Annotated in this window: 22 protein-coding genes; 13 read left to right on the top strand and 9 right to left on the bottom strand. The window is 75.3% G+C overall.

What is annotated here, in order from left to right; translation table 11 throughout:
* Nucleotides 1-71 precede the first annotated feature (71 nt).
* The 9 genes from IEY96_RS20875 (at nt 72) to IEY96_RS20835 (ending at nt 9,057) form a co-directional block, all read left to right on the top strand.
* Nucleotides 72-524, top strand: coding sequence for a helix-turn-helix transcriptional regulator (locus tag IEY96_RS20875; protein WP_189196480.1), 453 nt, complete (start codon nt 72-74; stop codon nt 522-524).
* 176 nt (nt 525-700) lie between these two features.
* A complete protein-coding gene (locus tag IEY96_RS20870; RefSeq protein WP_189196479.1) occupies nt 701-3,145 on the top strand; it encodes a sensor histidine kinase in 2,445 nt (814 codons plus the stop codon).
* Nucleotides 3,146-3,162: 17 nt separating this feature from the next.
* On the top strand, nt 3,163-3,567 hold the full coding sequence (locus IEY96_RS20865; protein ID WP_091321764.1) for a roadblock/LC7 domain-containing protein: 405 nt from the start codon (nt 3,163-3,165) through the stop codon (nt 3,565-3,567).
* A 51-nt stretch (nt 3,568-3,618) separates the two neighbouring features.
* Nucleotides 3,619-4,812, top strand: a complete 1,194-nt coding sequence (locus IEY96_RS20860; protein ID WP_189196478.1) for an ABC transporter substrate-binding protein — start codon at nt 3,619-3,621, stop codon at nt 4,810-4,812.
* On the top strand, nt 4,809-5,702 hold the full coding sequence (locus IEY96_RS20855) for a branched-chain amino acid ABC transporter permease (RefSeq protein WP_189196477.1): 894 nt from the start codon (nt 4,809-4,811) through the stop codon (nt 5,700-5,702). The genes IEY96_RS20860 and IEY96_RS20855 overlap by 4 nt, the downstream gene beginning before the upstream one ends.
* Nucleotides 5,699-6,709 carry a branched-chain amino acid ABC transporter permease gene (locus IEY96_RS20850; RefSeq protein ID WP_189196476.1) on the top strand — a complete coding sequence of 337 codons (1,011 nt, stop codon included), beginning with the start codon at nt 5,699-5,701 and terminating at the stop codon, nt 6,707-6,709. The genes IEY96_RS20855 and IEY96_RS20850 overlap by 4 nt, the downstream gene beginning before the upstream one ends.
* Nucleotides 6,706-7,449 (top strand): ABC transporter ATP-binding protein, encoded by a 744-nt coding sequence (locus IEY96_RS20845; RefSeq protein ID WP_189196475.1) that lies wholly within the window; start codon nt 6,706-6,708, stop codon nt 7,447-7,449. The genes IEY96_RS20850 and IEY96_RS20845 overlap by 4 nt, the downstream gene beginning before the upstream one ends.
* Nucleotides 7,449-8,270, top strand: coding sequence for an ABC transporter ATP-binding protein (locus IEY96_RS33185; RefSeq protein ID WP_189196474.1), 822 nt, complete (start codon nt 7,449-7,451; stop codon nt 8,268-8,270). The genes IEY96_RS20845 and IEY96_RS33185 overlap by 1 nt, the downstream gene beginning before the upstream one ends.
* The gene (locus IEY96_RS20835; RefSeq protein ID WP_189196473.1) at nt 8,251-9,057 is read left to right on the top strand and encodes a class I SAM-dependent methyltransferase; all 807 of its coding nucleotides are present in this window, start codon (nt 8,251-8,253) and stop codon (nt 9,055-9,057) included. Before IEY96_RS33185 ends, IEY96_RS20835 begins: the two co-directional genes overlap by 20 nt.
* A 15-nt stretch (nt 9,058-9,072) precedes the next feature.
* Here the strand turns inward: IEY96_RS20835 and IEY96_RS20830 are convergent, their stop codons facing one another.
* Both IEY96_RS20830 and IEY96_RS20825 read right to left on the bottom strand, forming a co-directional pair.
* On the bottom strand, nt 9,073-9,828 hold the full coding sequence (locus tag IEY96_RS20830) for an alpha/beta fold hydrolase (RefSeq protein WP_189196472.1): 756 nt from the start codon (nt 9,826-9,828) through the stop codon (nt 9,073-9,075).
* A gap of 191 nt (nt 9,829-10,019) precedes the next feature.
* Nucleotides 10,020-12,092, bottom strand: coding sequence for a phosphocholine-specific phospholipase C (locus tag IEY96_RS20825; protein WP_189196471.1), 2,073 nt, complete (start codon nt 12,090-12,092; stop codon nt 10,020-10,022).
* A gap of 184 nt (nt 12,093-12,276) precedes the next feature.
* On the opposite strand from IEY96_RS20825, the gene IEY96_RS20820 reads away from it, so the two are divergent.
* A complete protein-coding gene (locus IEY96_RS20820) occupies nt 12,277-12,972 on the top strand; it encodes a hypothetical protein (RefSeq protein WP_189196470.1) in 696 nt (231 codons plus the stop codon).
* A 20-nt stretch (nt 12,973-12,992) separates the two neighbouring features.
* Here the strand turns inward: IEY96_RS20820 and IEY96_RS20815 are convergent, their stop codons facing one another.
* The 3 genes from IEY96_RS20815 to IEY96_RS20805 all read right to left on the bottom strand — a co-directional run bounded on the left by IEY96_RS20815 (nt 12,993) and on the right by IEY96_RS20805 (nt 14,790).
* Nucleotides 12,993-13,454, bottom strand: a complete 462-nt coding sequence (locus tag IEY96_RS20815; RefSeq protein WP_189196469.1) for a DUF5709 domain-containing protein — start codon at nt 13,452-13,454, stop codon at nt 12,993-12,995.
* Between the two features lie 83 nt (nt 13,455-13,537).
* Nucleotides 13,538-14,290, bottom strand: a complete 753-nt coding sequence (locus tag IEY96_RS20810) for a hypothetical protein (RefSeq protein WP_189196468.1) — start codon at nt 14,288-14,290, stop codon at nt 13,538-13,540.
* Nucleotides 14,287-14,790: a SigE family RNA polymerase sigma factor gene (locus IEY96_RS20805; RefSeq protein ID WP_107077221.1), complete on the bottom strand. Its 504-nt coding sequence runs from the start codon at nt 14,788-14,790 to the stop codon at nt 14,287-14,289. Before IEY96_RS20805 ends, IEY96_RS20810 begins: the two co-directional genes overlap by 4 nt.
* A 138-nt stretch (nt 14,791-14,928) precedes the next feature.
* On the opposite strand from IEY96_RS20805, the gene IEY96_RS20800 reads away from it, so the two are divergent.
* The 3 genes from IEY96_RS20800 to IEY96_RS20790 all read left to right on the top strand — a co-directional run bounded on the left by IEY96_RS20800 (nt 14,929) and on the right by IEY96_RS20790 (nt 18,973).
* On the top strand, nt 14,929-15,717 hold the full coding sequence (locus tag IEY96_RS20800) for a DUF3152 domain-containing protein (protein ID WP_189196467.1): 789 nt from the start codon (nt 14,929-14,931) through the stop codon (nt 15,715-15,717).
* Nucleotides 15,718-15,775: 58 nt separating this feature from the next.
* Nucleotides 15,776-17,434, top strand: coding sequence for an NAD(P)/FAD-dependent oxidoreductase (locus IEY96_RS20795; protein WP_189196466.1), 1,659 nt, complete (start codon nt 15,776-15,778; stop codon nt 17,432-17,434).
* Between the two features lie 114 nt (nt 17,435-17,548).
* Nucleotides 17,549-18,973 (top strand): ATP-binding protein, encoded by a 1,425-nt coding sequence (locus tag IEY96_RS20790; protein WP_189196465.1) that lies wholly within the window; start codon nt 17,549-17,551, stop codon nt 18,971-18,973.
* A gap of 48 nt (nt 18,974-19,021) precedes the next feature.
* Here the strand turns inward: IEY96_RS20790 and IEY96_RS20785 are convergent, their stop codons facing one another.
* The 4 genes from IEY96_RS20785 to IEY96_RS20770 all read right to left on the bottom strand — a co-directional run bounded on the left by IEY96_RS20785 (nt 19,022) and on the right by IEY96_RS20770 (nt 22,606).
* Entirely contained in the window at nt 19,022-19,873 is an 852-nt protein-coding gene (locus tag IEY96_RS20785) for a DUF72 domain-containing protein (RefSeq protein WP_189196464.1), read from the bottom strand.
* Between the two features lie 117 nt (nt 19,874-19,990).
* The gene (locus IEY96_RS20780) at nt 19,991-20,983 is read right to left on the bottom strand and encodes a GGDEF domain-containing protein (protein ID WP_189196463.1); all 993 of its coding nucleotides are present in this window, start codon (nt 20,981-20,983) and stop codon (nt 19,991-19,993) included.
* 266 nt (nt 20,984-21,249) lie between these two features.
* Nucleotides 21,250-21,408 carry a hypothetical protein gene (locus IEY96_RS20775; protein WP_189196462.1) on the bottom strand — a complete coding sequence of 53 codons (159 nt, stop codon included), beginning with the start codon at nt 21,406-21,408 and terminating at the stop codon, nt 21,250-21,252.
* Nucleotides 21,409-21,550: 142 nt separating this feature from the next.
* A complete protein-coding gene (locus tag IEY96_RS20770) occupies nt 21,551-22,606 on the bottom strand; it encodes an ATP-dependent DNA ligase (RefSeq protein ID WP_229791744.1) in 1,056 nt (351 codons plus the stop codon).
* Between the last annotated feature and the right edge of the window lie 159 nt (nt 22,607-22,765).

Below are 22,765 nucleotides of genomic sequence, written 5' to 3'. Positions count from 1 at the left end.
CTGCGAATGCCCAGTCATCACCCCACCCCGATCTCATGCCGACGCCGACCCGGCGTCGCGAAGGTGAGCACATGGATCGCACGCCCCCGTCGAGCGCCGCTCACTGCGCTGCCAGCCACCGGTTCCGCGCGGAGCTGCGCCGCTGGCGGACCCGGCAGGGGCTGACCCAGCGGGCGCTGGCGGAGCGGGTGCGGTTCAGCCGGGAGACGGTCGCCGCGGTCGAGTCCGGTCGCCGGTTCGGCAGCCAGGAGTTCGCCGTCCGCTGCGACGAGGTGCTCGGCACCGGTGGCCGGCTGGCCGCGCTGTGGCCCCAGGTCGCGGCCGAGCAGTTGGCCGCGGACGGCCGGCGCGGACCACGGTTCGGCGAGGTGGCGCGGCTGGACCCGGCGCCGGCCGCGCGGCGCGACGCGCGCGATCCGGAGGCGGTGGTGGCGGCCATCGACGAGCTGCGGGAGCTGATCGGTCAGGTGCTCGGCCAGCCCGAGACCGGCGGCCCGCCCCCGTCGCCGCCCTCCCGGCGCTGACGTCGGGAAGGTCGGGCCGACGCGCACAGCCGGCGCTGCCAACTCTGGGTACAGATGCTGGTACGGGCTGTTTGTACCACGGTCAGGTCTGGTCTGGGCGCACGGCTTCCGGCGCAATGAGACGTGCAATCCGCAAATGCAGATAGACCGTTGTAGATGAGTGCGGGGAGTCAGCCTTGGCGTCGAGCACGAGGTCCCACGCGGCCCGACCCTACCCGACCCGCCGCCGCGGCTGGAAGATCGCCGCCCGGATGCGCCTCATCGTCGCGGCCCCGCTGGTCGCCGTACTGGGCTTCGCCGGCCTGGCGCTCACCGAGAGCGCCCGCCAGACCAGCCGCGCCAGCGACCTCGGCCTCCTGGCGCAGCTCGGGGCCGAGGCGGGCGACCTCGCGCACCGGCTGCAACACGAGCGCATCGTCGCCGCCGACCTGCTGACCCGGGGCACGCCGCAGCAGCAGGACGCCTTCACCGACGCCACCACGGCCACCGACGCCGCTGTCGGCCACTACCGTCGGCAGCGGGCGAAGCTGCCCGCCGGCGCCGCCGCCGACCAGGCCGTCCTGCCGCGGATCGACGCGGCGCTGGCCGGCCTGCCGCCGCTGCGCGCCCAGGTACGCACCGCGGAGCGCGCCTCGGTGTCGGCGATGACCTTCAGCTACCGGATCGCCATCGCCGACCTGCTGAGCCTCCGCGAGCACATCACCCTCGGCGTGGTCAACGCCCGGATCGCCGACGGCATCCGGGCCTCCGCGGCGCTGTCCGAGGTGGCCGAGGCCGTCGGCCAGCAGCAGGTCGCCGTCCTGCGCGCGGTTGCGGCCGACCAGCTGACCCCCGCCATGCAGCAGGACATCACCGCCGCCCGCACCGGCATCACCGAGTCGAGCCTCGCCTTCCTGGCGCTCGCGCGGCCCGCCTGGCGGGGCTGGTGGGAGCAGGCCGGCAGCGGCGAGAGCGCCCTGCTGCTGCAACGGATGCAGGACCAGGTGTCCCGGACCGTCGCGGGCAGCCCCCTGAAGCTGGACCTGGACACCTGGGTGACCGCCACCCGGCAGTGGTCCGTGCGCCTGGCCGAGCTGCGCCAGCGGGTCGACTCGGCGGTGCTCGACGACGTCCGCGCCGCACACGCCGACCAGCGGCGGCGCACCGCGGTGGAGGCGGCCGCCACCCTGGTCGCCCTGCTGCTCACCACGCTGGTCACCTGGGCGGTCGCCCGGCAGATCACCCGCCGGCTGCGCCGGCTGCGGGACGCGGCGAACGCGGTGGCGTTCGAGCGGCTGCCGCAGGTGGTGGCCCGGCTCCAGCACCCCGACAGCTCCACCGTGGACCCCGACGAGCTGGCCCGGCGGCAGGCCGCCGACGAGCTGGAGCCGTCCAGCGACGACGAGATCGGCGAGGTGGGGCAGGCCTTCACCGCGGTGCACCGGGCGGCCGTGCGGACCGCGGCCGAGCAGGCGGTGATGCGGGCCAACACCGCTGAGATCTTCATCCACCTCAGCCGGCGGGAGCAGCGCCTGGTCGACGCGGTGCTGGCCCAGGTCGACAAGGTCGAGCAGGACGAGACCGACCCCGACCGGCTGCACCAGCTCTACACGCTGGACAACCTGGCCACCCGGATGGGGCGGATCAACGCGAGCCTGCTGGTGCTCGGCGGGGTCGGCGTCGGCCGGGTCCGCCACCACGACGTACCGCTGCAACAGGTGCTCCAGGCGGCGCAGAGCCAGATCGAGCACTACGCCCGGATCCGCCTCGGCCTCGTCGACGGGGACGTGGCCGTGGCCGCCGAGTCCGTCGACGAGGTCGTGCACCTGCTCGCCGAGCTGATGGAGAACGCCACCGGGTACGCGCCGCCGGAGACCGAGACCTGGGTGACCGGCCGCAGCCTGGGCGACCGGGTGATCGTCCAGATCAGCGACGAGGGCGTGGGGCTGTCCCCGCAGCGCCGGCAACAGCTCAACGACCTGCTCGCCCGCCCGCCCGCCATCGACGTGGCCGCCGTGCGGGCCATGGGGCTGGTCGTGGTGGGGCAGCTCGCCGCGCGGCTCGGCGTGGCCGTGCAGCTCCGGCCCGGCCCGCGCCGCGGCACCATCGCCGAGGTGGCGCTGCCAGGGTCGATCATCCGGCCGCTGCCGCCGGAGGAGTTCCTGCTCACGCCCGCCCGGCCGTCCCGGCGGGCCGCGCGGACCACCGTCGCGCCGCCGTACCGGGCGGCGCCGGAGCCGTGGGCCGGCGGCCCGCAGGCTGAGCGGGTGCTGCCGGTGGCACCGGTCTTCCGGCCCGCGCCCGCGCCGGACCGCGGTGCCGCGCCAACCGAGGAACTCGTCATCTTCCACGAGGTCAACCACTGGTTCCAGGCCGACCGTCCGGACGACGGGAACGGCACGTCGTGGGCCGGCCCCGCCGACGACGCCTGGCGTACGGCGGCCCGGGCCGACTCGCCCGAGGCAGCCGGCACCACCACCTCCGGGCTGCCCAAGCGGCAGCCGCAGCAGCACCTGGTGCCGGGCGGCGTCGCCGTGCCGCGGCAGCGCTCCGAGCACCGCGACCCGGCCCGGGTGGCCACCGCGATGGCCGCGTACGCCCGGGGCGTCGCCGGCCGCCGGCCCAACCTGGTCAACAACTGATCCGACAGGGAGTGCACGTGACCGACCATCAGGATCTCGGCTGGCTGCTGGACGCCTTCGCCTCGCGCGCCACCGAGGTCAGCCACGCGATCGCCATCTCCAGCGACGGCCTGATGGTGGCCGCCACCCGGGGGCTCCCGCCCGACCGGGCCGACCAGCTGGCGGCCACCGGCAGCGGGCTGGTGAGCCTGCTCCGCGGCGCGGCGGCCTTCTTCGACGCCGGCGCGGTGATCTCCAACGTCACCCAGCTCGAGGGCGGCTTCATGTTCTCCATGGCCTTCAACGACGGCGCCTCGCTGCTCGTGCTCGCCGACCCGCAGTGCGACGTCGGCAAGGTCTCCTACGAGATGACCGAGCTGGCGAACCGCATCGGCGACGCTCTGACCCCCGCGGCGCGGGCGGCCCTGAGCCGCAGCCGCTGACCTCCGGCGCCCCCACGCCGGAAACCCCCACCCCCTCACCGAGGAGCGAACATGTCCCTGACCATGCCCCGGCGCAGCCGTGCCCGCACCGCGGCGCTGCTCGCCCTCGTCCTGCTCGCCGCGCCCGCGTGCGCCGACGACGAGGGCGGCGCCGGCCCCGGCGGATCCGTCAAGATCGGCCTGCTGGCGTCGCTCTCCGGCACGTACCAGGCGGTCGGCAAGGACATCCGCGACGGTTTCCAGCTCTACCTGTCCACTCACGACGGCAAGCTCGGCGGCCGGACGGTGGACCTCGTGGTCGCCGACGAGGGCAACGGCGCGGCGACCGCGGTGCCCGCCGCCACGAAACTGCTCAAGCAGGACCGGGTGGTCGCGCTCACCGGCGTCGTCGGCGGCGGCTCGGTGGCCGCGGTCTACCCGCTGCTCAACGAGACGAAGGTGCCGTTCGTCGGCTCCAACGGCCGGCCCGAGCTGAAGGACGTGTCCCGGGTCTGGCACACGTCCTACCTGTCCGACGAGCCGGGGGAGGCGATCGCCCAGCACGTCCGCGGCGACGTGAAGGGCAGCGTCTACGCCATCGGCCCGGACTACCAGGGCGGCTGGGACGAGTTGCGCGGCTTCACCGAGGCGTTCGTCAAGGCCGGCGGCCGGCTGGCCAACCCGGACGGCAAGGCCACGTTCACCCCGTTCCCGACGACCACCAACTTCACCCCGTACTTCGCGCGGATCAAGGCCTCCGGGGCGGACGCCGTCTACACGTTCTACGCCGGCAGCGCGGCCGTCGACTTCGTCAAGCAGTACGCCCAGTCGGAGGTGAAGGACCTGCCGCTGTACGCCGCCGGCTTCCTCACCGAGGGCGGGGTGCTCAACGCGCAGGGCGAGGCCGCCCGGGACATCTACTCGGTGCTCAACTACTCGCCGGACCTCGACAACGCGGAGAACCGCGAGTTCGTGGCCGCCTGGAAGGCCGAGCACGACGGCTCCCCGACGACGTACGCCATGGCCTCCTACGACGCGGCGGCCGTGCTGGACCGGGCCATCGCGGCGGCCGGGGACGAACCGACCCCGGAACACGTCAACGCGGCCATCGGCCAGCTCGGCCAGATCGCCAGCCCGCGCGGCACCTGGCAGTTCTCGCCCACCACCCACGCGCCGGTGCAGAAGTGGTACCTGCGCCAGGTGCGCCAGGACGGCCGGGCGCTGTCCAACACCGTGGTGGGCGACCTCGCCACCGTCGGCGGGTGACCGCGGTGGCCGCCGGCATCCGGTTCGACCCGTACGTCGTCCCCGCCCTGGACGGGGTCGCCTACGGGCTGCTGGTCTTCGTCGCCGCCGCGGGGCTGGTGCTCTGCTTCGGCGTCGCCGGCATCCTGAACCTGGCGCACGGCACGCTCTACGCGATCGGCGGCTACACCGCGGCCGCGCTGCTGGACGGCGGCTGGCCGAGCCTGGCGCTGGCGCTGGCCGTCGGGGTGGTCGCCGCCACCGCGTCCGGCGCGCTGGTCGCCGGGCTGCTCACCCGGGTCGCCGCGCGCAACCACCTCACCCAGGCGCTGCTGACCTTCGGGGTGGCGCTGGCCGGCGGGAGCCTGCTCGTGGGCGCCTTCGGGCCGGACGACCCGCCGGTGCGCGTCCCCGCCGCGCTGGACGGGTCGGTGGTCGTCGCCGGCCACCGCTACGCCGCGTACCGGCTGGTCTTCATCGTCGTGGCCGCGCTGCTCGCCGGCCTGCTCCACCTCGTGGTGCGGCGCACCCGGGCCGGGATGCTGGTCCGCGCGGCCGTCGACGACGCCGAGATGGTCGCCGTCCTCGGGGTGAGTCCGGCCCGGATCCGGGTCGGCGTGCTCGCGGCGGCCGGGGCGCTGGCGGGCGCCGCGGGCGTGCTCGGCGCGCCGATCATCGGCCCCGGGCCGGACACCGCCGACGCCGTGCTGCTGCTGTCCCTGGTGGTCGTCGTCCTCGGCGGCCTCGGCTCGATGACCGGCACGCTGCTCGCCGCGCTGGCCGTCGGGCAGATCCAGACCCTGGGCGTCGCGCTCGCCCCGTCCGCCGCCCCGTTCCTGCTCTTCGCCGCCATGGCGGTGGTGCTCGCGGTACGCGCCCGGGGTCTCGCCACGGCCCGGAGGACGACGTGAGGCAGGGAGCCGTCCGCGCGCTGCGCCGTGGCGTCGCCGCGGCGGTCGTGGTCGCCCTGGTGCTGGCACCGTGGACGGTCGACGACTACACCGTGGCGCTGCTCGCCCGCACCCTGGCGCTCGGCCTGGTGGCGGTGAGCGTCGCCCTGCTCACCGGCGTCGCCGGACTGCCCACCCTCGGCCAGACCGCGCCGTACGCGGCGGGCGCCTACGCCAGCGCGGTCGTCGGCAGCCACCTCTCCGACGTCGGCCTGGCGCACCTGGGGATCGCGGCGGCGGCCGGGGCGGCGCTGGCCGCGGTGACCGTCCCGCTGGTGGTCTCCGCGCGGGGAGTCGTGCTCCTGATGATCACCCTGGCGGTCGGCGAACTCGCGGTGACCGTCGTCGGGCGCTGGCGGTCGGTGACCGGCGGCACCGACGGGCTGGCCGGCGTCCCCGCGATCCGTCCGCTGTGGGGGCTGCCGGTGCTGGCCACCGACCGGGCGCGCTACCTGTACACGCTGGTGGTCGTCGCGGTCCTGGTCGGCGTGGTGCTGCTGGTCCTGCGTACCCGGGTCGGGCTCCTGCTGCGGGCCGGCCGGGACGACGAGGCGCGGCTGCGGGCCAGCGGCCACCGGGTGCCGGTCCACGTCGCCGGCGTGCACGTCGCCGCCGGGGCCGTCGCGGGCGCCGCGGGCTCGCTGCTCGTGGTGGCCCAGCAGTTCGTCTCGCCGGCCGACTTCGGCTTCGACACCTCCGCCCTGCTGCTGCTCGGCGTGGTGATCGGCGGCACCGCCTCGGTCGGCGGCGCGCTGGTCGGGGCCGCGCTCGTCGTCGCCGCCCGGGACTGGCTGTTCGGCGTGCTCCCCGGGCAGGCGCCCCTGGTGCTCGGGCTGGCGTTCGTCGCCGCCGTGTACCTGCTCCCCGACGGCGGACGCCGGCCGCCGGTACGCGGCCGGCTGCTCCCGGCCGTCCCGGCCCGCCGCCCCGTCCCGGACCGACCGACGCCGACGGGAGTACGCGCATGACCCCGCTGCTGTCCGCCCACGGGATCACCGTCCGGTACGGGTCGCTGGCCGCGCTGGACGGCGTCGACCTGCGGATCGAAGCCGGCCAGCGGCACGCGCTCATCGGGCCGAACGGCGCCGGCAAGACGACGTTGCTGGACGTGCTCGCCGGGTCCACCCGGGCCGGCAGCGGCCGGGTTCTGCTGGCCGGCCGGGATGTCACCAGGCTGGGCCCGGCGGCCCGGTCCCGCCGGGGCGTCGGCCGGATCCACCAGCGCCCCGCCGTCTGGTCGACGCTGACCGTGCGGGAGAACGTGCTGGTCGCCGCCCTGCCCCGGGCGGTGCGGCCGGGCCGGTGGCACCCGTCCGCGCGGCGGCGGGCGGCCGGTCGGACGGCCGACGCGCTGCTGGCCCGGGTGGGCCTGGGCGAGATCGCCGCGCTCCCCGCCGGCCAGCTCGCCCACGGGCAGCGCCGGCAGGTGGAGATCGCCATGGGGCTGGCCGGCCGGCCCCGGCTGCTGCTGCTCGACGAGCCGGCCGCCGGGCTGTCCGCCGTCGAGGTCGGGTGGCTCGGGGAGTTCCTGCGGACGCTGCCCCGCGCGGTCGCGGTGCTGCTGGTCGAGCACCGGTTGGACCTGGTCTACGCGCTCTGCGACACGGTGACCGTGCTGCGCGACGGCCGGACGCTCGCCACCGGGACACCGGCCCAGATCCGCGCCTCCGGCCCGGTCCGCGAGGCGTACGCCGAGGGGGTGGCCTGATGCTGCGCATCGACCGGCTCTGCGCCGGCTACGCGGGCGGCACCGTGCTGCACGAGGTCAGCCTCGCCGTGCGGGCCGGCACCGTCCAGGCCGTGGTGGGCCGCAACGGCGCGGGCAAGAGCACGCTGGTGCACAGCGTGGCCGGCCTCGTGCGGCCCTACTCCGGCGCGATCGAGATCGGCGGCGTGCAGGTGGCCAGCCGGCAGCCGCACCGGATCGCGCGGTGCGGGGTCGGCCTGGTGCCGCAGGGCCGGCGGGTCTTCTCCCGGCTGACCGTGGCCGAGCACCTGGTCCTGGCGGCCGCGCCGTGGCGGGCCGCGACACCCGGCGGCGAGGGCTGGACGGTGACCCGGGTCCTGGAGTTGCTGCCCCGCCTGGGGGCCCGGCTGCGCCACCGCGGCGACCAGTTGTCCGGCGGCGAGCAGCAGATGCTGGCCATCGCCCGGGCCCTGCTCGGCCAGCCCCGGCTGCTGCTGCTCGACGAGCCGTGCGAGGGGCTCGCCCCCGACCTCGCGGCCCGGGTGCGGGACCTGGTCGGCACGCTGGCCCGGGCCGGGCTGACCGTGCTCCTCGTCGAGCAGCAGCTCCGGCGCGCCGTCGAGGTGGCGGACCGGGTCGCGGTGCTGGAGTACGGCCGGGTGGTCTACGACCGTCCGGCGCACGAGGCCCGGGCCGACCCGGACGTCCTGGCGGCGATGCTCAGCGTCGCCGCGGTCCCGGAGCCGCCGGCTCCCCGACCGGTGCCCGGACTCTGGCCCGACGCCGGGCACCTGACCCGACCTGCGACAGGGATGAGGAACGATGTCGACCCACGTCCATGACACCGACTACGCCTTCGACAACGGCGCCCCGGAGGCCGTGCCCCAGCTGCGGGCGCTGGAGTCCTTCCTGGATCCGATCACCGCGCGCCGGATCGCCCCGCCGGTGCTCGCCCCGGGCGGCGTGTGCTGGGAGGTCGGCGCCGGCGGCGGCTCGGTCGCCCGCAGCCTGGCCCGCGCTGTCGGCCGGGGCGGCCGGGTGGTGGCGACGGACCTCGACACCACGCATCTCACCCCGACCGACAACCTCGACGTACGCCGGCACGACGTGCGCACCGAGCCGCCGCCCGGTGACGCCTTCGACCTGATCCACGCGCGGCTGGTGCTGCTGCACCTGCCGGAGCGGCGGCGCGTGCTGGCCTCGCTGGCCGGCGCGCTGGCCCCCGGCGGGTGGCTGGTGGTCGAGGAGTTCGACTGCACCGCGCCGCTGCGCGTGCTGACCGCGCCGACCGACGACGCGGCGAAACTCTTCGCCCAGGTCACGGACGCGATGCTCGGCATCCTTCAGAGTCACGGCGCGGACCTGGCCTGGGCGCAGGACGTGCACGGGGAACTGGTGGCGGCCGGGCTGGTCGAGGTGGACACGGTCACCCACGCGCAGAGCTGGCCCGGCGGCTCCCTCGGCGCGTCGCTGTACGGGACCAACTCCCGGCAGCTGGAGCCGGAACTGTTCGACGCGGGGTTGTCGCCGGGCCAGCTGGAGGCGTTCCGCAGGCTCCTGCGGGACCCGGGGTTCGCCGTGATGTCGTACCAGTTCGTGTCGACCCGGGGCCGGCGGCCGGCGCGGTGAGCCGGCGTCCCGGCGTCACCGCCCGAGGAACTCCTCGACCACCGTGACCAGCCGCACCGGGGTCTCGTACATGGCGTAGTGCCCCGCGTTGGCGAGGACCTCGAGCCGGGCGTTGGGGTAGTGGCGCAGCCAGGTCTCGCGCATCGTGTCGGCGCCCAGCGCGGGGTCGTGCTCGCCGACCACGGCGAGCGCCGGCACCGGGTTGCCCTTCACCTCGTCGGTGAAGTCGGTGCGCGCCCACGCGGTGAGGTACGCGCCGAACGCCTCCGGGGTGGAGTGGTCCAGGGAGAACCGGACCATCTCGTCCAGCCAGCGGCCGGAGAGGCGGTTGCCGGTGGTGAGGTCGATGATCGCCCGCCGGTTGGCCGGGTTGGTGGCCGCGCCGTCGAACAGCGTCCAGCCCTGGAGGTCGAACGGGACGCCACCGGCCGGGACGGGGCTGATCCCGACGAGGCGGTCCACCCGCCCCGGGGCGTCGGCGAGGACCCGCTGGGCGGCGCTGCCGCCCATCGAGTGCCCGACCACCGAGAAGGTGTCCCACCCGAGGGAGTCGACCAGCGCCAGGGCGTCGCGGGAGATCTCGGCGATGGTGTGCTCGCCGGCGACGCCGGTGCGCGCGCCGTACCCCCGGTAGTCCGGGAACGCCCAGGTGAAGCGCTCGACGTCGATGAGCTCCGGCAGCCAGCCCCAGCCCCGCGCCGACCCGAACCACCCGTGCAGGGCGAGCACCCGGTGCGGCCCGTGACCGACGCTGATGTGGCTGATCGTCATGTCGGCGACCCCTTCCGCTGGTTCGGCGTTGCGCCAGTGAACGGCCTGACGGCCGGCGGGGGAACACCGGCGTCGGAAAGGCGACCGAACCGGACGCGCGCACCGGTGGTCGCCGGGCGAACCCCGAGGTGGCCGCCCGTCCCCGGGTCGGGGACGGCCGGCCACCCCGGTTCAGGCGGTCGGAAGCAGGCTCAGACCAGGCCGCCCATGGCCGGATCGCTGATGCTGGGCCTGCCGTTCTCGACGTGACCGGCGTACCGGGCCGCGAAGGCGGCGTCGGCGGAGACCGTGACGGTGAGGTCGTACCAGCCGTGTGCCCGCGACAGCGACCACGACGGCGACGTCGTCCCGCCCGGCTCCAGCGACAGCCTCGTCCGCCGCGACGAGTAGCGGTCGGCGACCGTCACCTCGACCCGCTTCGCGCCCCGGTTCACCAGGGTCAGGCCGATCCGGTGGTCCCGCTCGTCGTACCGCGCCCGGACGTCGACACCGGCGCCCGCGCCGCCGGTGAAGCGGCGGAAGAAGCCGTTGGGGCCGTGGACCTGGAGGTCGTACCCGGCGGTGGCGTCCCAGGCGTCGCTCACCTGCCGGCCCGGCTCCACCGTGTACGTGCGGGGCGGCTGGGCCGGGTCGGCCGAGCGGACCTGGAAGACGCCGGTGGCGCCCCCGGAGTTGCGGAAGTCGAGGTGGAACGACGTGCCGGCGGCCCGCCCGTCCACGTGCAGGGTGTACGGGATGGCCCGCGCGGGCCGTACCCCCCGTTCCTGCCCGGGCAGGCGCGGGTCGGCCGGCGGCACCGGCACCTCGTCGGGCTGGCGGGTGAGGTCGACCGGCTTGAACTCGGCGGTGTCCGGCAGCGTCACCCGCGGCGCGGCGTTCGGGGTCCGGAAGTCGAACGCGCTGGTCAGGTCGCCGACCACCGCGCGCCGCCACGGCGTGATGTTCGACTCCAGCAGGTCGGGCCGGCCCTTGGCGAACCGGGCCTCCAGGAAGCGGATCAGCGAGGTGTGGTCGAACACCTGCGAGTTGACCCAGCCACCCCGGGTCCACGGCGAGACGACGATCATCGGCACCCGGATGCCGAGGCCGTACGGGCCGGCGGCCCGCCGGCCGTCGCCGGGGAAGATCTCGTTGGTGGTGGCCACCGTGGACAGGCCCTCGGCGCGGCTCTGCGGCGGCGTCGGCGGCACCACGTGGTCGAAGAAGCCGCCCTCCTCGTCGTACGTGATGAACAGGGCCATCCTGCTCCACACCTCGGGGTGGCTGGCCAGGATGTCGACGACCTGCGACATGTACCAGGCGCCGTAGTCGGGGCCCCAGTTCGGGTGCTCGCTGTAGGCCTCCGGCGCGACGATCCAGGACACCTGCGGCAGCGTCCCGTTCGCCACGTCCCGGCGGAAGTCGGCCAGCAGCGCCTCGGGGGAGCGGTCCTGCGCGAGGATCTCGGTGCCGGTCCTGGCCCGGTCCGCCAGCGGGGTGCCGGGCTTGGCGTTCTGGTACTGGTGGAAGTAGAGCAGCGAGTTGTCCCCGTAGTTGCCGATGAACGGGTCCCCGGTCCAGCCCCAGTAGCCCTCGGCGGTCAGCCCCAGGCCGACGTCCTGGTAGACCTTCCAGGAGACGCCGGCGCGCTCCAGCCGCTCCGGGTAGGTCGACCAGTCGTAGCCCGCCTCGGCGTTGTCGATGACCGGGCCGCCGCCCTTGCCGTCGTTGCCGACCCAGCCGGCCCACATGTGGTAGCGGTTGGGGTCGGTCGAGGCCAGCACCGAGCAGTGGTAGTTGTCGCAGACGGTGAAGGCGTCGGCCAGCGCGAAGTGGTACGGCAGGTCGTCGCGCGTGTGGTGGGTCATGGTGACCACGCCCTTGTTGGGCACCCACCGGTCGAAGCGGCCGCCGTTCCAGGCGCCGTGGGTGTCGGCCCACCCGTGCGGCGGGTCGGGCAGGAAGGTCTGCCCGAGGTCCGGCACCTCGGGGCGGAAGGGCAGCAGGTCGGCGGAGCCGTTCGGCTGGTGCCAGACGCTGCGGCCGGAGGGCAGCGTCACCGGGTGCGGGTCGGCGAAGCCCCGGACCCCGCGCAGGGTGCCGAAGAAATGGTCGAAGGAACGGTTCTCCTGCATGAGGAAGATGACGTGCTCGACGTCCTCGATCGAACCGGTCCGGTTGTTCGCCGGGATGGCGAGGGCCTTGCTGAAGTCCACCGGCAGGGCGGCCGCCGCCACCGGAGCACTCATCATCTTGAGGAATTTTCGACGGTCGACACTTGCCATGACAGAGCACCACCTGACTGACGCCGAACGATTGGCGGGTGCACGCTATGGGCGCCAGGTGGACCTGACGTGTCGGGAACGCGAGCGTTGCGCCAACGCCGGTCGAGCCGTCGGCCGGGACCGGCGGACAGTAAGATCCATCCACCCTGGCGAGCCCCTCGCCTCCGCCCCTTTCGGAGCCCGCATGTCCGAGCCTCAGGACGCCACCGTCCCCGACGTACCCGGGGCCGGGCGGCGCTGGCTGCTGCCGGCGGCCGGGCTCGCCGCGGCCCTCGCGGTGGTGCTCGCCGTGGTCGTCGTGACCGGCTCCGATCCGGAGCGACCGGTGGCCCGGGTCGTCGCCGCGCCGACCTCGCTGCCGCCGACCACCGCGGCCGCCACCCCGAGCGCCGCCGGTGTCCCGGTGGTCTCCCCGACCCCGATTGCCACGCCCACCCGCGCGGCGACGCCGACGCGGCGGCCCGCGCCGGCCCGGTCGACCGCGGGTGCCCCGCGACCTCGCGCGACGACCAGCAGCCCCAGGGTGAGCTGCACCCCGGCCGGCGTGGTGGACGTGGTCCAGGTCTTCACCGACGGCCAGGTGAAGGTCGCGGCCCGCACCGACGGCGAGTGGTCCGACCAGCTCTGTCCGGGCGAGCGCATCCGGGTGTTCTGGGCCACCTACCGACGCACGGCGGACGGCGGCGCGACGCTGTACCGGTCCCAGGTGCGCTACCTCGACCGGTCGTCACCCACCTGGACCATGCAGCTGGTCCTCCCCGACACCTGCGGGCCCTGGTACGTGGCGTCCGGCGCCTGGAGCATCCCGCAGACGCTGAAGCCGGGCGTGGTGCCGTTCGGGCGCGGCAAGCTGAACTGGGAGACCGCCGAGCACTGCTGACCGGCGACGGCCGCCCCGCGTCACCGCAGCGGGCCGTCTCCCGGGCCGTTCGGGTCGTCGACCAGGTGCATGGCGGCCTCCTCGGCGCTGGCCCCGCCCCCGTCGACGCCGGCGTCCCAGGCGACCGAGTCCGCCTGCTCGTCCTCGCCGAGGCCCGCGTCGTCCGCGACCAGGCGCCCCGTCCGCGCCTCCCGCTCGTAGCCCCGGCGGGTCAGCTCGTCCTCGTCGTCGGCCACCTCGGCGTACGGGTCGAGGTCCGGTTCCTCCTGGGCGAGCAGCTGCGCGAGGGACTCGCCGGCCCGCTCCTCGGCGGGGGTGGTGCCGAACCGGTTCGCCGCCGTCCAGTGGTCCGCGGCGACGATGCCGGTGTCGAGGGGGTCGCCGACCCGGTCGTCGTCGAGGGTGTCCGAGGCGTCCAGGACGCCGTCGTCCTCGGCCACGTTCCACTCGTCGGCGATGTCGGTCCGCTCGGTCTGGCTCATGGCGATCCCTCCCTGGTCAAACGCCCGGCACTGCCACCCCAGCCTAGAACTGCGGCCCGCGCCGGCAACCACCCCGGGTGGGGTCACAGCTTCCGGTCCCGGGCGTCGCGGGCGACGATCCCGTCCAGCGGCGTCCCGGGGGCGAGCACCCCCGGGTCGAACCAGAAGATCACCAGTCGGGGGTCCTCGCTCCACCGGGCCAACCGGGCCTCGACGTGGCGGCCGTCGACGGTGCCGACGATCCGCGCGGCCGGCCCGACGAAGTACCCGAAGGTCGGCACCGGGGCGTCGGCGGGCACCCGTTGCTGGTCGTAGCCGATCTGGTGGAACCCCGGCCGGCGGTCGCTGCCCGCCACGTCGTTGACCAGGTAGTCGGTGGTCAGCTCGCCGGTGGGGGAGCGCCGGCCGGCCGCCAGGCCGATCGTCACCCCGGGCAGCTCGGGCACGTCGACGGGAACGACGTAGAAGACCCGCTCGTCGGCGCCGTACCGGATGCCGCTGCCCACCACGGCGCCCACCGGCCGGGGCGGGGGCTCGGTCGGGCCGGGGTCGGCGGTCGCGGTGGGGCTCGGGTCGGTGGTCGCCGTCGAGGCGGCGACGGGCGCGGTGGCGGCCGGCGCGGGCCCGGTCGGCTCCGGCGGGCGCGTCCGCGCGACGGTGCCGCCGACGCCGATCAACACGGCGGCCACCACGGCCGCCACCGCTCCGGTCCCGGCGACCTGCCGGCGGCGGCGCACCCGCCGGCCCTCCCGCATGATCCCGGCGAGGTCGAGGCCGTCGCGGTCGGCCCGCTCGGTCGCCCGCATGGCGCGGCGCAGCTCGTCCACCTCGTTCATCGGCGCGTCCCCTGCGGCTCCGGCGCGGTGAGGCCCGCCGTGCGCAGCTTCTCCAGGGCGCGGGAGCCGGTGCTCTTGACGGTCCCCACCGAGACGTCGAGTTCGCGGGCCACCTGGGCCTCCGGAAGGTCGAAGTAGTAGCGCAGGACGACGACGGCCCGCTCGCGCGCGGTGAGCGTGCCGAGGATGGTGAGCAGCCAGCGCCGGGTCGCCACCTCGTCGGCCACGTCGCCGCGACGCTGCTCCGGGAGGTCCTCGGTGGGGTACTCCCGGATCGGCCGCCGCCAGGTGTCGACGAGGTGGTTCACCAGCACCGACCGGGCGTAGCCGTAGGCGTCGCCGTTACGGATCCGGGACCACGACGCGTAGGTGCGGACCAGCGCCGTCTGGGCCGCGTCCTCGGCCTGGTGATGGTTGCCCGTCATCAGGAACGCGGCGTGCACCAGCCGCGCGGACGCCGCCGTGGCGAACTCGACGAACTCGGCGTCACCCCGTGCCATGCCCGCCCTCTCCAAGCCTCACCTGGGACAGGACGGGTGAGGCGGGGGAAAGGTTGAGTCCCCGCCGCACCAACTTCGTCACCGGGTCACCCGTCCTCATCCCTGCGCACGACCGGAGACGGCGAGGGGAGACCGAGGATGACGACGACGGTGGGCCGGGCTCGCGGTGGCGGGACGATGCTACTGCTGGCCGCGCTGCTGTCCGCCTGCGCGCCGCCCGCGGCCGGCCGGCCCGCCGCCCCGCCCGCCCGTCCGGTCGCCGGCCCGGTCGCCACCGCGCCGGCGGCGGGGCCCGCCCGGCCACGTCCGGACCGGATCAGCTATCCCGCGGACGGCGGCAACCAGTGGCGGTTCGCCGCCGCCGAACCGGGCGCCCCGAGGGGTACGGGCCGGCTGCTGCGCTACCGGGTCGCGGTGGAGCGCGACATCCACGGGCTGCCGCCGGCCGACTTCGCCGCGGAGCTCACCCGGACCCTGACCGACCCGCAGGGCTGGACGGCGAGCGGGACGCTCGCCCTGCGCCGGGTCGGGCGGGACCAGCCGGCCGACTTCACCGTCTACCTCGCCACCCCCGGCACCCGCGACGAGCTGTGCGGGGACGTCCCCGACGGCTACACCTCCTGTCGCCACGGCGACCGGGTGGTGCTCAACGTCGCCCGCTGGGCCGAGGGCGTGCCGGGCTACGGCGCGAGCCTCGCCACCTACCGCCGGTACATGGTCAACCACGAGGTCGGCCACCGGCTCGGCCACGGGCACGAGCGGTGCCCGGGACGGGGCCGGCCGGCGCCGGTGATGCAGCAGCAGACCCTGGGCCTGCACGGCTGCACACCGAACGCCCTGCCGTACCCGGACGGCCGGCGGTACGCGGGACCGCCCGGGGCGTACGTCGACCCGGTGCCGCCGCGCGAACCCGGCCGGCCCGGCTGATTGGGACGGGACCGCGGCGTGGTGGGGGCCGAGCGGCGATGGTGCTTTAGTAGACGCCATGCCCAACCCCGCGATCCTCACCGTCGACGACGACCCGGCCGTCTCCCGGGCGGTGGCCCGCGACATCCGGCGCCGCTACGGCGACCGCTACCGGGTGGTGCGGGCCGACTCCGCCGAGGCGGCGCTGGACGCCCTCCGCGAGCTGAAGCTCCGCGGCGAGCAGGTGGCGGTGCTGATCGCCGACTACCGGATGCCACAGATGAACGGCATCGAGTTCCTCGAGGCCGCCATGGACCTCTTCCCCGCCGCGCGCCGGGTCCTCCTGACCGCGTACGCCGACACCGACGCCGCGATCAACGCGATCAACGTGGTCGACCTCGACCACTACCTGCTCAAGCCGTGGCACCCGCCGGAGGAGAAGCTCTACCCGGTGCTCGACCAGCTGCTGGAGGCGTGGACGGCCGGCGCGGCCACGGCCACCCCCGAGCTGCGCGTGGTCGGGCACCGCTGGTCCGCCCCGTCCTTCAAGACGCGCGACTTCCTGGCCCGGAACCTGGTGCCGTTCCGCTGGGTGCTCGCCGACGAGCCGGAGGGCGCCGAGCTGCTGACGGCGGCGGGGGTGACCGCGAACGACGTACCCCTTGTCGTGACGGCCGACGGCAAGTCGCTGGTGCAGCCGACGACGGCCGACCTGGCCGCGCAGGTCGGGCTGGCCACGACGCCGGCCGCGGACTTCTACGACCTGGTGGTGGTCGGTGCCGGCCCGGCCGGGCTCGGCGCCGCCGTCTACGGCGCCTCGGAGGGGCTGCGGACGGTGCTGATCGAGCGGCGGGCCACCGGCGGCCAGGCCGGGCAGAGCAGCCGGATCGAGAACTACCTCGGCTTCCCCGACGGCGTGTCCGGCGCGCAGCTGACCGACCGGGCCCGCCGGCAGGCGCTGCGATTCGGCGCCGAACTGCTCAGCGCCCGCGAGGTGGTGTCCCTGGAGGACGCCGGCGGGGCGCGGGTGCTCCGGTTCGCCGACGGCAGCAGCGTCGCCGCGCACACGGTGGTGCTCGCCACCGGCGTCTCCTACCGCATGCTGCCCGCGCCGGGGCTGGCCGAGCTGACCGGCCGGGGCTGCTTCTACGGCTCGGTGGCGAGCGAGGCGCCGAGCTGCTCGGGGGAGGACGTCTACATCGTCGGCGGGGCGAACTCGGCCGGCCAGGCCGCCGTGCACTTCTCCCGGTACGCCCGCCGGGTGCACCTGCTGATCCGCGGCGACGACCTGACCCGGTCGATGTCCAGCTACCTGATCGAGCAGATCGCCCGGATCGACACCATCGAGGTCCACCCGCACACCGAGGTGGTCGGCGGCTCCGGCCAGGAGCACCTCGAAGAGGTGACCCTGCGCGACACCCGCACCGGCGAGACCCGGCGCGCCGACACCTCGTGGCTCTTCGTGTTCATCGGCGCGGAGCCGCACACCGACTGGCTCGACGGCGCGGTCGCCCGGGACAACCGGGGCTTCGTCCTCACCGGGCCGGACCTGACCCGCGGGGGCCGCCGGCCGGCCGGCTGGGCGCTGCCGCGCGACCCGTACCACCTGGAGTCCAGCATGCCCGGCGTCTTCGCCGCCGGTGACGTGCGGGCCGAGTCGGTGAAGCGGGTGGCCTCGGCCGTGGGCGAGGGCGCCATGGCGGTCTCGCTCGTGCACCGCTACCTGGAGGCACAGTGAGCGCGAGGAGTGAGCCGGGTCTGCGAGCCCCGCAGTCGCGAACCAGGGAGGCACAGTGAGCGCGAGGAGTGAGCCGGGTCTGCGAGCCCCGCAGTCGCGAACCAGGGAGGTTCAGTGACCACCGAAAGCGACCGGCTCACCCCGGACGAGCTGCGGCGCCTCTTCCTCTTCGAGTCGCTCACCCCGGAACAGCTCGCGCACCTGGCCGAGCACGGCCGGGTGGAGCGACGCCGCGCGGGCGAGCCGGTCTACGTGGAGGGCGAGCAGGCGAGCTGCTTCTACGTGCTGCTCGACGGCACCGTGACCCTGCACCGCCGGGTCCAGGGCGACGAGGTCGAGATCAGCCGGACCAGCCAGCCCGGCGTCTACGGCGGCGCCATGCAGGCGTACGTGGGCGACCTGGCCGAGCAGCGCTACCTGAACAGCCTCTTCGCGGTGACCGACTGCGACGTCTTCGCGCTGCCCGCCCAGATCATCGCCGACGCGATGCGCAGCTGGTTCCCGATGGCCACGCACCTGCTGGAGGGCCTGTTCGTCGGGATGCGCAACAGCCAGACCATCGTGGGCGAGCGGGAGCGGCTGCTGGCCCTCGGCGCCCTCTCGGCCGGCCTGACCCACGAGCTCAACAACCCGGCGGCGGCCGCGGTGCGGGCCACCTCGGCGCTGCGTGGCCGGGTCGCGAAGATGCGGCACAAGCTCGCCATGATCGCCGACGGCCGGCTCGACGGCCGGCGGCTGCACGACCTCGTGGCGTTGCAGGAGGAGGCCGTGAAGCGGGCCGCCGCCGCGCCCGCGCTGACGCCGCTGGCGGCCAGCGACGCCGAGGACGAGCTGGCCGACTGGCTCGACGACCGCGGCGTCCGGGGCGCCTGGGAGCTGGCCCCGACGCTGGTCGCCGGGGGCATCGACACCGGCTGGCTCGGCCAGGTCGACGCCGCGGTGGGCGCCGACGACCTGGAGTCGGCCATCCACTGGATCACCTACACCATCGACACCGAACTGCTGATGGGCGAGATCGACGACGCCGTCACCCGGGTCTCCGGGCTGGTCGGCGCCGCGAAGCAGTACTCCCAGCTGGACCGGGCGCCCTACCAGACCGTCGACGTGCACGACCTCCTCGACGCCACCCTGGTCATGCTCCAGGCCAAGATCCCGGCCGGCGTGCGGGTGGTGAAGGAGTACGACCAGGCCCTGCCGCCCGTGCCGGCGTACGCCGCCGAGCTGAACCAGGTGTGGACCAACCTCATCGACAACGCCCTCGGCGCGATGGCCGGCAGCGGCACGCTGACCATCCGGACCGGCCGGAAGGAGGACCGGCTGATCGTGGAGGTCCGCGACACCGGGGCCGGCATCCCGCCGGAGATCCGGCCGCGCATCTTCGAGCCGTTCTTCACCACGAAGCCCGTCGGCGAGGGCACCGGCCTCGGGCTGGACATCTCCTACCGCATCGTCGTCAACAAGCATCACGGGGACATCCGGGTGCGGTCGGAGCCGGGCGACACCCGGTTCGCCGTGCTGTTGCCGCTGACGCCGGCCTGACCCGGCGCGGCTGGCCGCGGAAAGCGCGCCGACGGGCGGCGGCTCGCCTCAGAACAGCGTCGACGGGGCGACCGGCGCCGGCTCGGGCAGCGGCGCGACCTCGGGCAGGCGTGCCCGGACCTGGTCGTGGAAGCGGCGGGCGAGGTCGGGCGCGTCGGCGTTGTCCGGCGTGTGCACGAACACGGTCGGCGAGCGGCCCTCGCGCAGCCAGCCGGTCACCACGTCGAGCCACGGCTGCCAGCCCTCGACCGTCCGCGCCGGGTCGTCCCGGCCGAGGTAGCGGACGATCGGCCGGTCGGTCAGCGCCCGGGTCCGCAGGGGGAGGCGCGGCTTCTTCAGCCACGCCTCCCGCTCCGCGTCGCTGGTCGGCGGGGTACGGAAGAACGCGGTGGTGTCGAAGGGGATCCACTCCGCGCCGGCCCGGGCGAGCGTGTCCTCCAGGGCGCGTACCGCGGCGGGGTCGGTGAAGAACGCGGGGTGGCGGACCTCGACGGCGTACCGGTGGGTGGTGGGCAGGCCACGCAGGAAGCGGGCCAGCGCGGGCACGTCGCCGGGGCCGAACGAGCCCGGCAACTGCACCCAGAGGGCGTGCGCCCGCGGGCCGAGGGGTTCGACGGCGTCCAGGAAGGCCCGTAGCTCCGCGTCGGCGCCGGTGAGCCGGCGCTCGTGCGTGACGACCTTCGGCAGCTTGGGTACGAAGCGGAAGCCGGGGTCGGTCTGCCGCGCCCAGGACGCCACCGTCTCCCGGCTGGGGGTCGCGTAGAAGGTGGTGTTCCCCTCGACCGCGGTGCACCACTCGGCGTAGGCGCGCAGCCGCTCGCCGGCCGGCAGCGGGTGGGCCAGGAAACGCCCCTGCCAGGACCTGTGCGTCCACATGGCGCAGCCCACGTGCAGGCGCATCCGACCCTCCCACCGCTCGACCGCCCGGCGCGGCGACCCGCGCCGCGGCTACGGTAACCGGGCTCGGTCCTCGATGTCGGATCGGTCCGGACCACCGCCGGGCAGGAGGCGCAGCCGTCAGCCGCGACCGGTGCCGTCGGCGAGCAGCGGCCCGGCGGCCCGGCGGCGCCGCTGCTTCACGAGGTAGAGCCGCTGGTCGGCGACGTGCAGCAGCTTGTCGAGGCTGTCGCCGTCGTACGGGGCGGTGGCCGAGCCGACGCTGACGCCGGCCAGCCCCCGGACCGCCGCCTCGATCCGGGCCGCCGCGGCCCGCGCCGAGTCCCGGTCGGCGTCGCCGAGCACCACCACGAACTCGTCGCCGCCGATCCGGGCCACGGCGTCCTCGGCCCGCAGCACGTTCCGGGTCGTCGCCACCACCCGGCGGAGCAGGTCGTCGCCGGCCGCGTGCCCGAGGCGGTCGTTGACCAGCTTGAAGTCGTCCAGGTCGAGGCAGAGCAGGGACGGGCCGGGGCGGCAGCCGGTGTGGAACAGGAACGTCGCCAGCTCGGCCAGGCCACGCCGGTTGAGCGCGCCGGTGAGCGGGTCCAGGGACGCCAGGGCGCGCAACTGGGACCGCTGCCGGGCGAGGGTCCGCGTCTGCGTGGAGCAGACCGAGACCAGGACCAGCATGCCGGCCAGGTAGACGAACACGTGACCGGCGGGGGCCGGCGGACCGGCGACGGCGACGACGACGTACGACCCGACGGTGAGCACCTCGAGCCCCACCATCAGCCGCAGGTGGGGGGTGTAGCCGGCCACGAACACGGCCGTGGTCACGAATCCGAGCGCCGCCGGTGAGGTGACGCCGCCGTCCCAGTGGGCGCCGAGCGCCGCGACCACCAGCGTGATCATCAGCAGGGTGAACGAGACCTGGTAGCCGGACGCCTTCGTGGTGACCCGGGTCGCGGCCCAGGAACCCACGACGCCGGCGGCCAGGCCGCAGCCGTACGCCGTGAGCATCAGTGCCCGGTTCGGCCCGGTGAGCGTCATGAGGCAGTAGACGACGGCGACCGCGTGGGAGACGGCGTGCAGGGCCGCGCTGATCAGGGTGCGGCGGCGGCGCTCCCTCATCCCGCCGTCCACCGTGCCCCCGGTCCTCGGCCGCGCGCGGCGGTGCGGGCGCGGCGTCGCTCAGCCGGCGCGCCCGCGCCGACCGCCGATGTGGACGCCACTCGGATGAGGCAGCTCACCACGTCGAAATTCAATGGCGTGCATCAACCGGCCGTCAAGAGCCAAGCCGTTAACCACCTGTTCATATTACGGAGGGGAGTGTCCGGGTCACCCTGGGCTGACGGCGGGCGCCGGCACCGGTGGGTGCCGACGCCCGAGCCATCCGGTTACCGCTTGGCGTGCTGCTTGGCCATCTGGGGCTGTTCGCCCTTGCCGACCCGCCGCAGCGCGTCGCGCAACTGCTCCTCGGTCATCTTGGAGTTCCCCTCGATGCCCGCGCTGTGGGCCTGCTGCCGCAGCTCGTGCAACCGATCGCGGTCACCCATGTCGAGCTCCCTCCGTGGACTGGCGCGGGCGGCTCCGCGCGCCACTCCGACGTCGCCTTCCCGGGCCGGCCCAGAGCAAACGGCGTCGACCCCCGGCCTCCGTCGCCCGGGATGACGCTGGACCCGCCCCGCGGCCGGTCGCTCACCCGGTGCTTTTGTCCGGCCGGTCCGCCCGTGCGCCGCCCGTCCCGTCGGTGCCCGATTGACCGCCCAGCGCCTCCGGGCCGTCGGTCAGCACGGGCAGGTCGCCGGCGGCCAGGTCGAGCCGGGGCCGCAGGTGCCGGACGTGGTGCCGCCAGCGCCCGTGCTCGTACGCCGTGTCGGCCTCCACCTCGACGACGAGGTCGTGGTGCACCGGCGTGTACGGCAGCGGCGGCGCGGGGTTCAGCTGGCCGGTCCACCCGCCGGGCAGCGGTTCGGGCCAGGGGTGACCCTGCCCGGCCGCCGGCCGGAGCAGCCCGGCGAGTTCGCGGCGCTGCCGCCGGTGCAGCGGGTGGGTCCGCCCCAGGTAGCGCAGGCGACCCCGGTCGTCGCACCGGCCGACGAGGAGTGTGTCCGGGTCGGTCACCGGGCCGGTGAACCCGCCGACGACGGTCTCCACGGTGCGGTGGGCGCGAACCTTCTGCCAGGCCCGCCGCCCCGGCTCGTACCGGCCGTCGCGCCGCTTGACGACGATCCCCTCGACGCCGGCATCGGTCCACGTCCGGAGCCACTCCCGGGCCTCCGCGAGGTCCCCGGTCTGCGGACAGAGGACGAGCCCCGGGGGCGCGTCGTCGAGCAGCCGCGCCAGCCGGTTCCGCCGCTCGGCCAGCGGGAGGTCGAGCAGCGGCTCCCCGCCCGGGCCGCTGAGCAGGTCGAAGGCGACGAAGTGCGCGGGGTGGCGGTCCGCCAGCGCGGCCAGCCCACGCCCGGCGGTCACCCGGCGCTGGAGCAGCGCGAAGTCGGTGCGGCCCTCCGTCCACACGATCAGCTCGCCGTCGAGCACCGTGCCGGCGGGCAGGGACCGCAGCGTCCCGGCGACGTCGGGGAAGTAGCTGGTGAGATCCCGGCCGGCCCGGGACTGCAGGCGCACCCCGGCCGCGTCGCGGAACGCCAGGGTCCGCCAGCCGTCCCACTTCGGCTCGTACGCCAGGTGCGGGCCGGTGGGCAGCTCCGCCACCGGCGCGGCGAGCATCGGGGTGAGCGGTGGACGCAGCATGGGGTCTCCGTGGCGCGGATCGCCCGGCGGTCAACCCCGGGCGCGGGACCTGCACGAGGCCCCTGGTCGGCTCCGGCGCGGTTACCCGGGCCACGGCCCGGCGAACGTCCGCCGCCGCCGAAGGACCCGCTCCTACGCGCCACCCGGGGACGCTCCTGC

It is taken from the genome of Micromonospora fulviviridis, from assembly GCF_014648395.1.
GTDB lineage: Bacteria > Actinomycetota > Actinomycetes > Mycobacteriales > Micromonosporaceae > Micromonospora > Micromonospora fulviviridis.
Note: the sequence above shows the minus strand (reverse complement) of the source record. Positions and strands in the feature narration are given on the sequence as shown.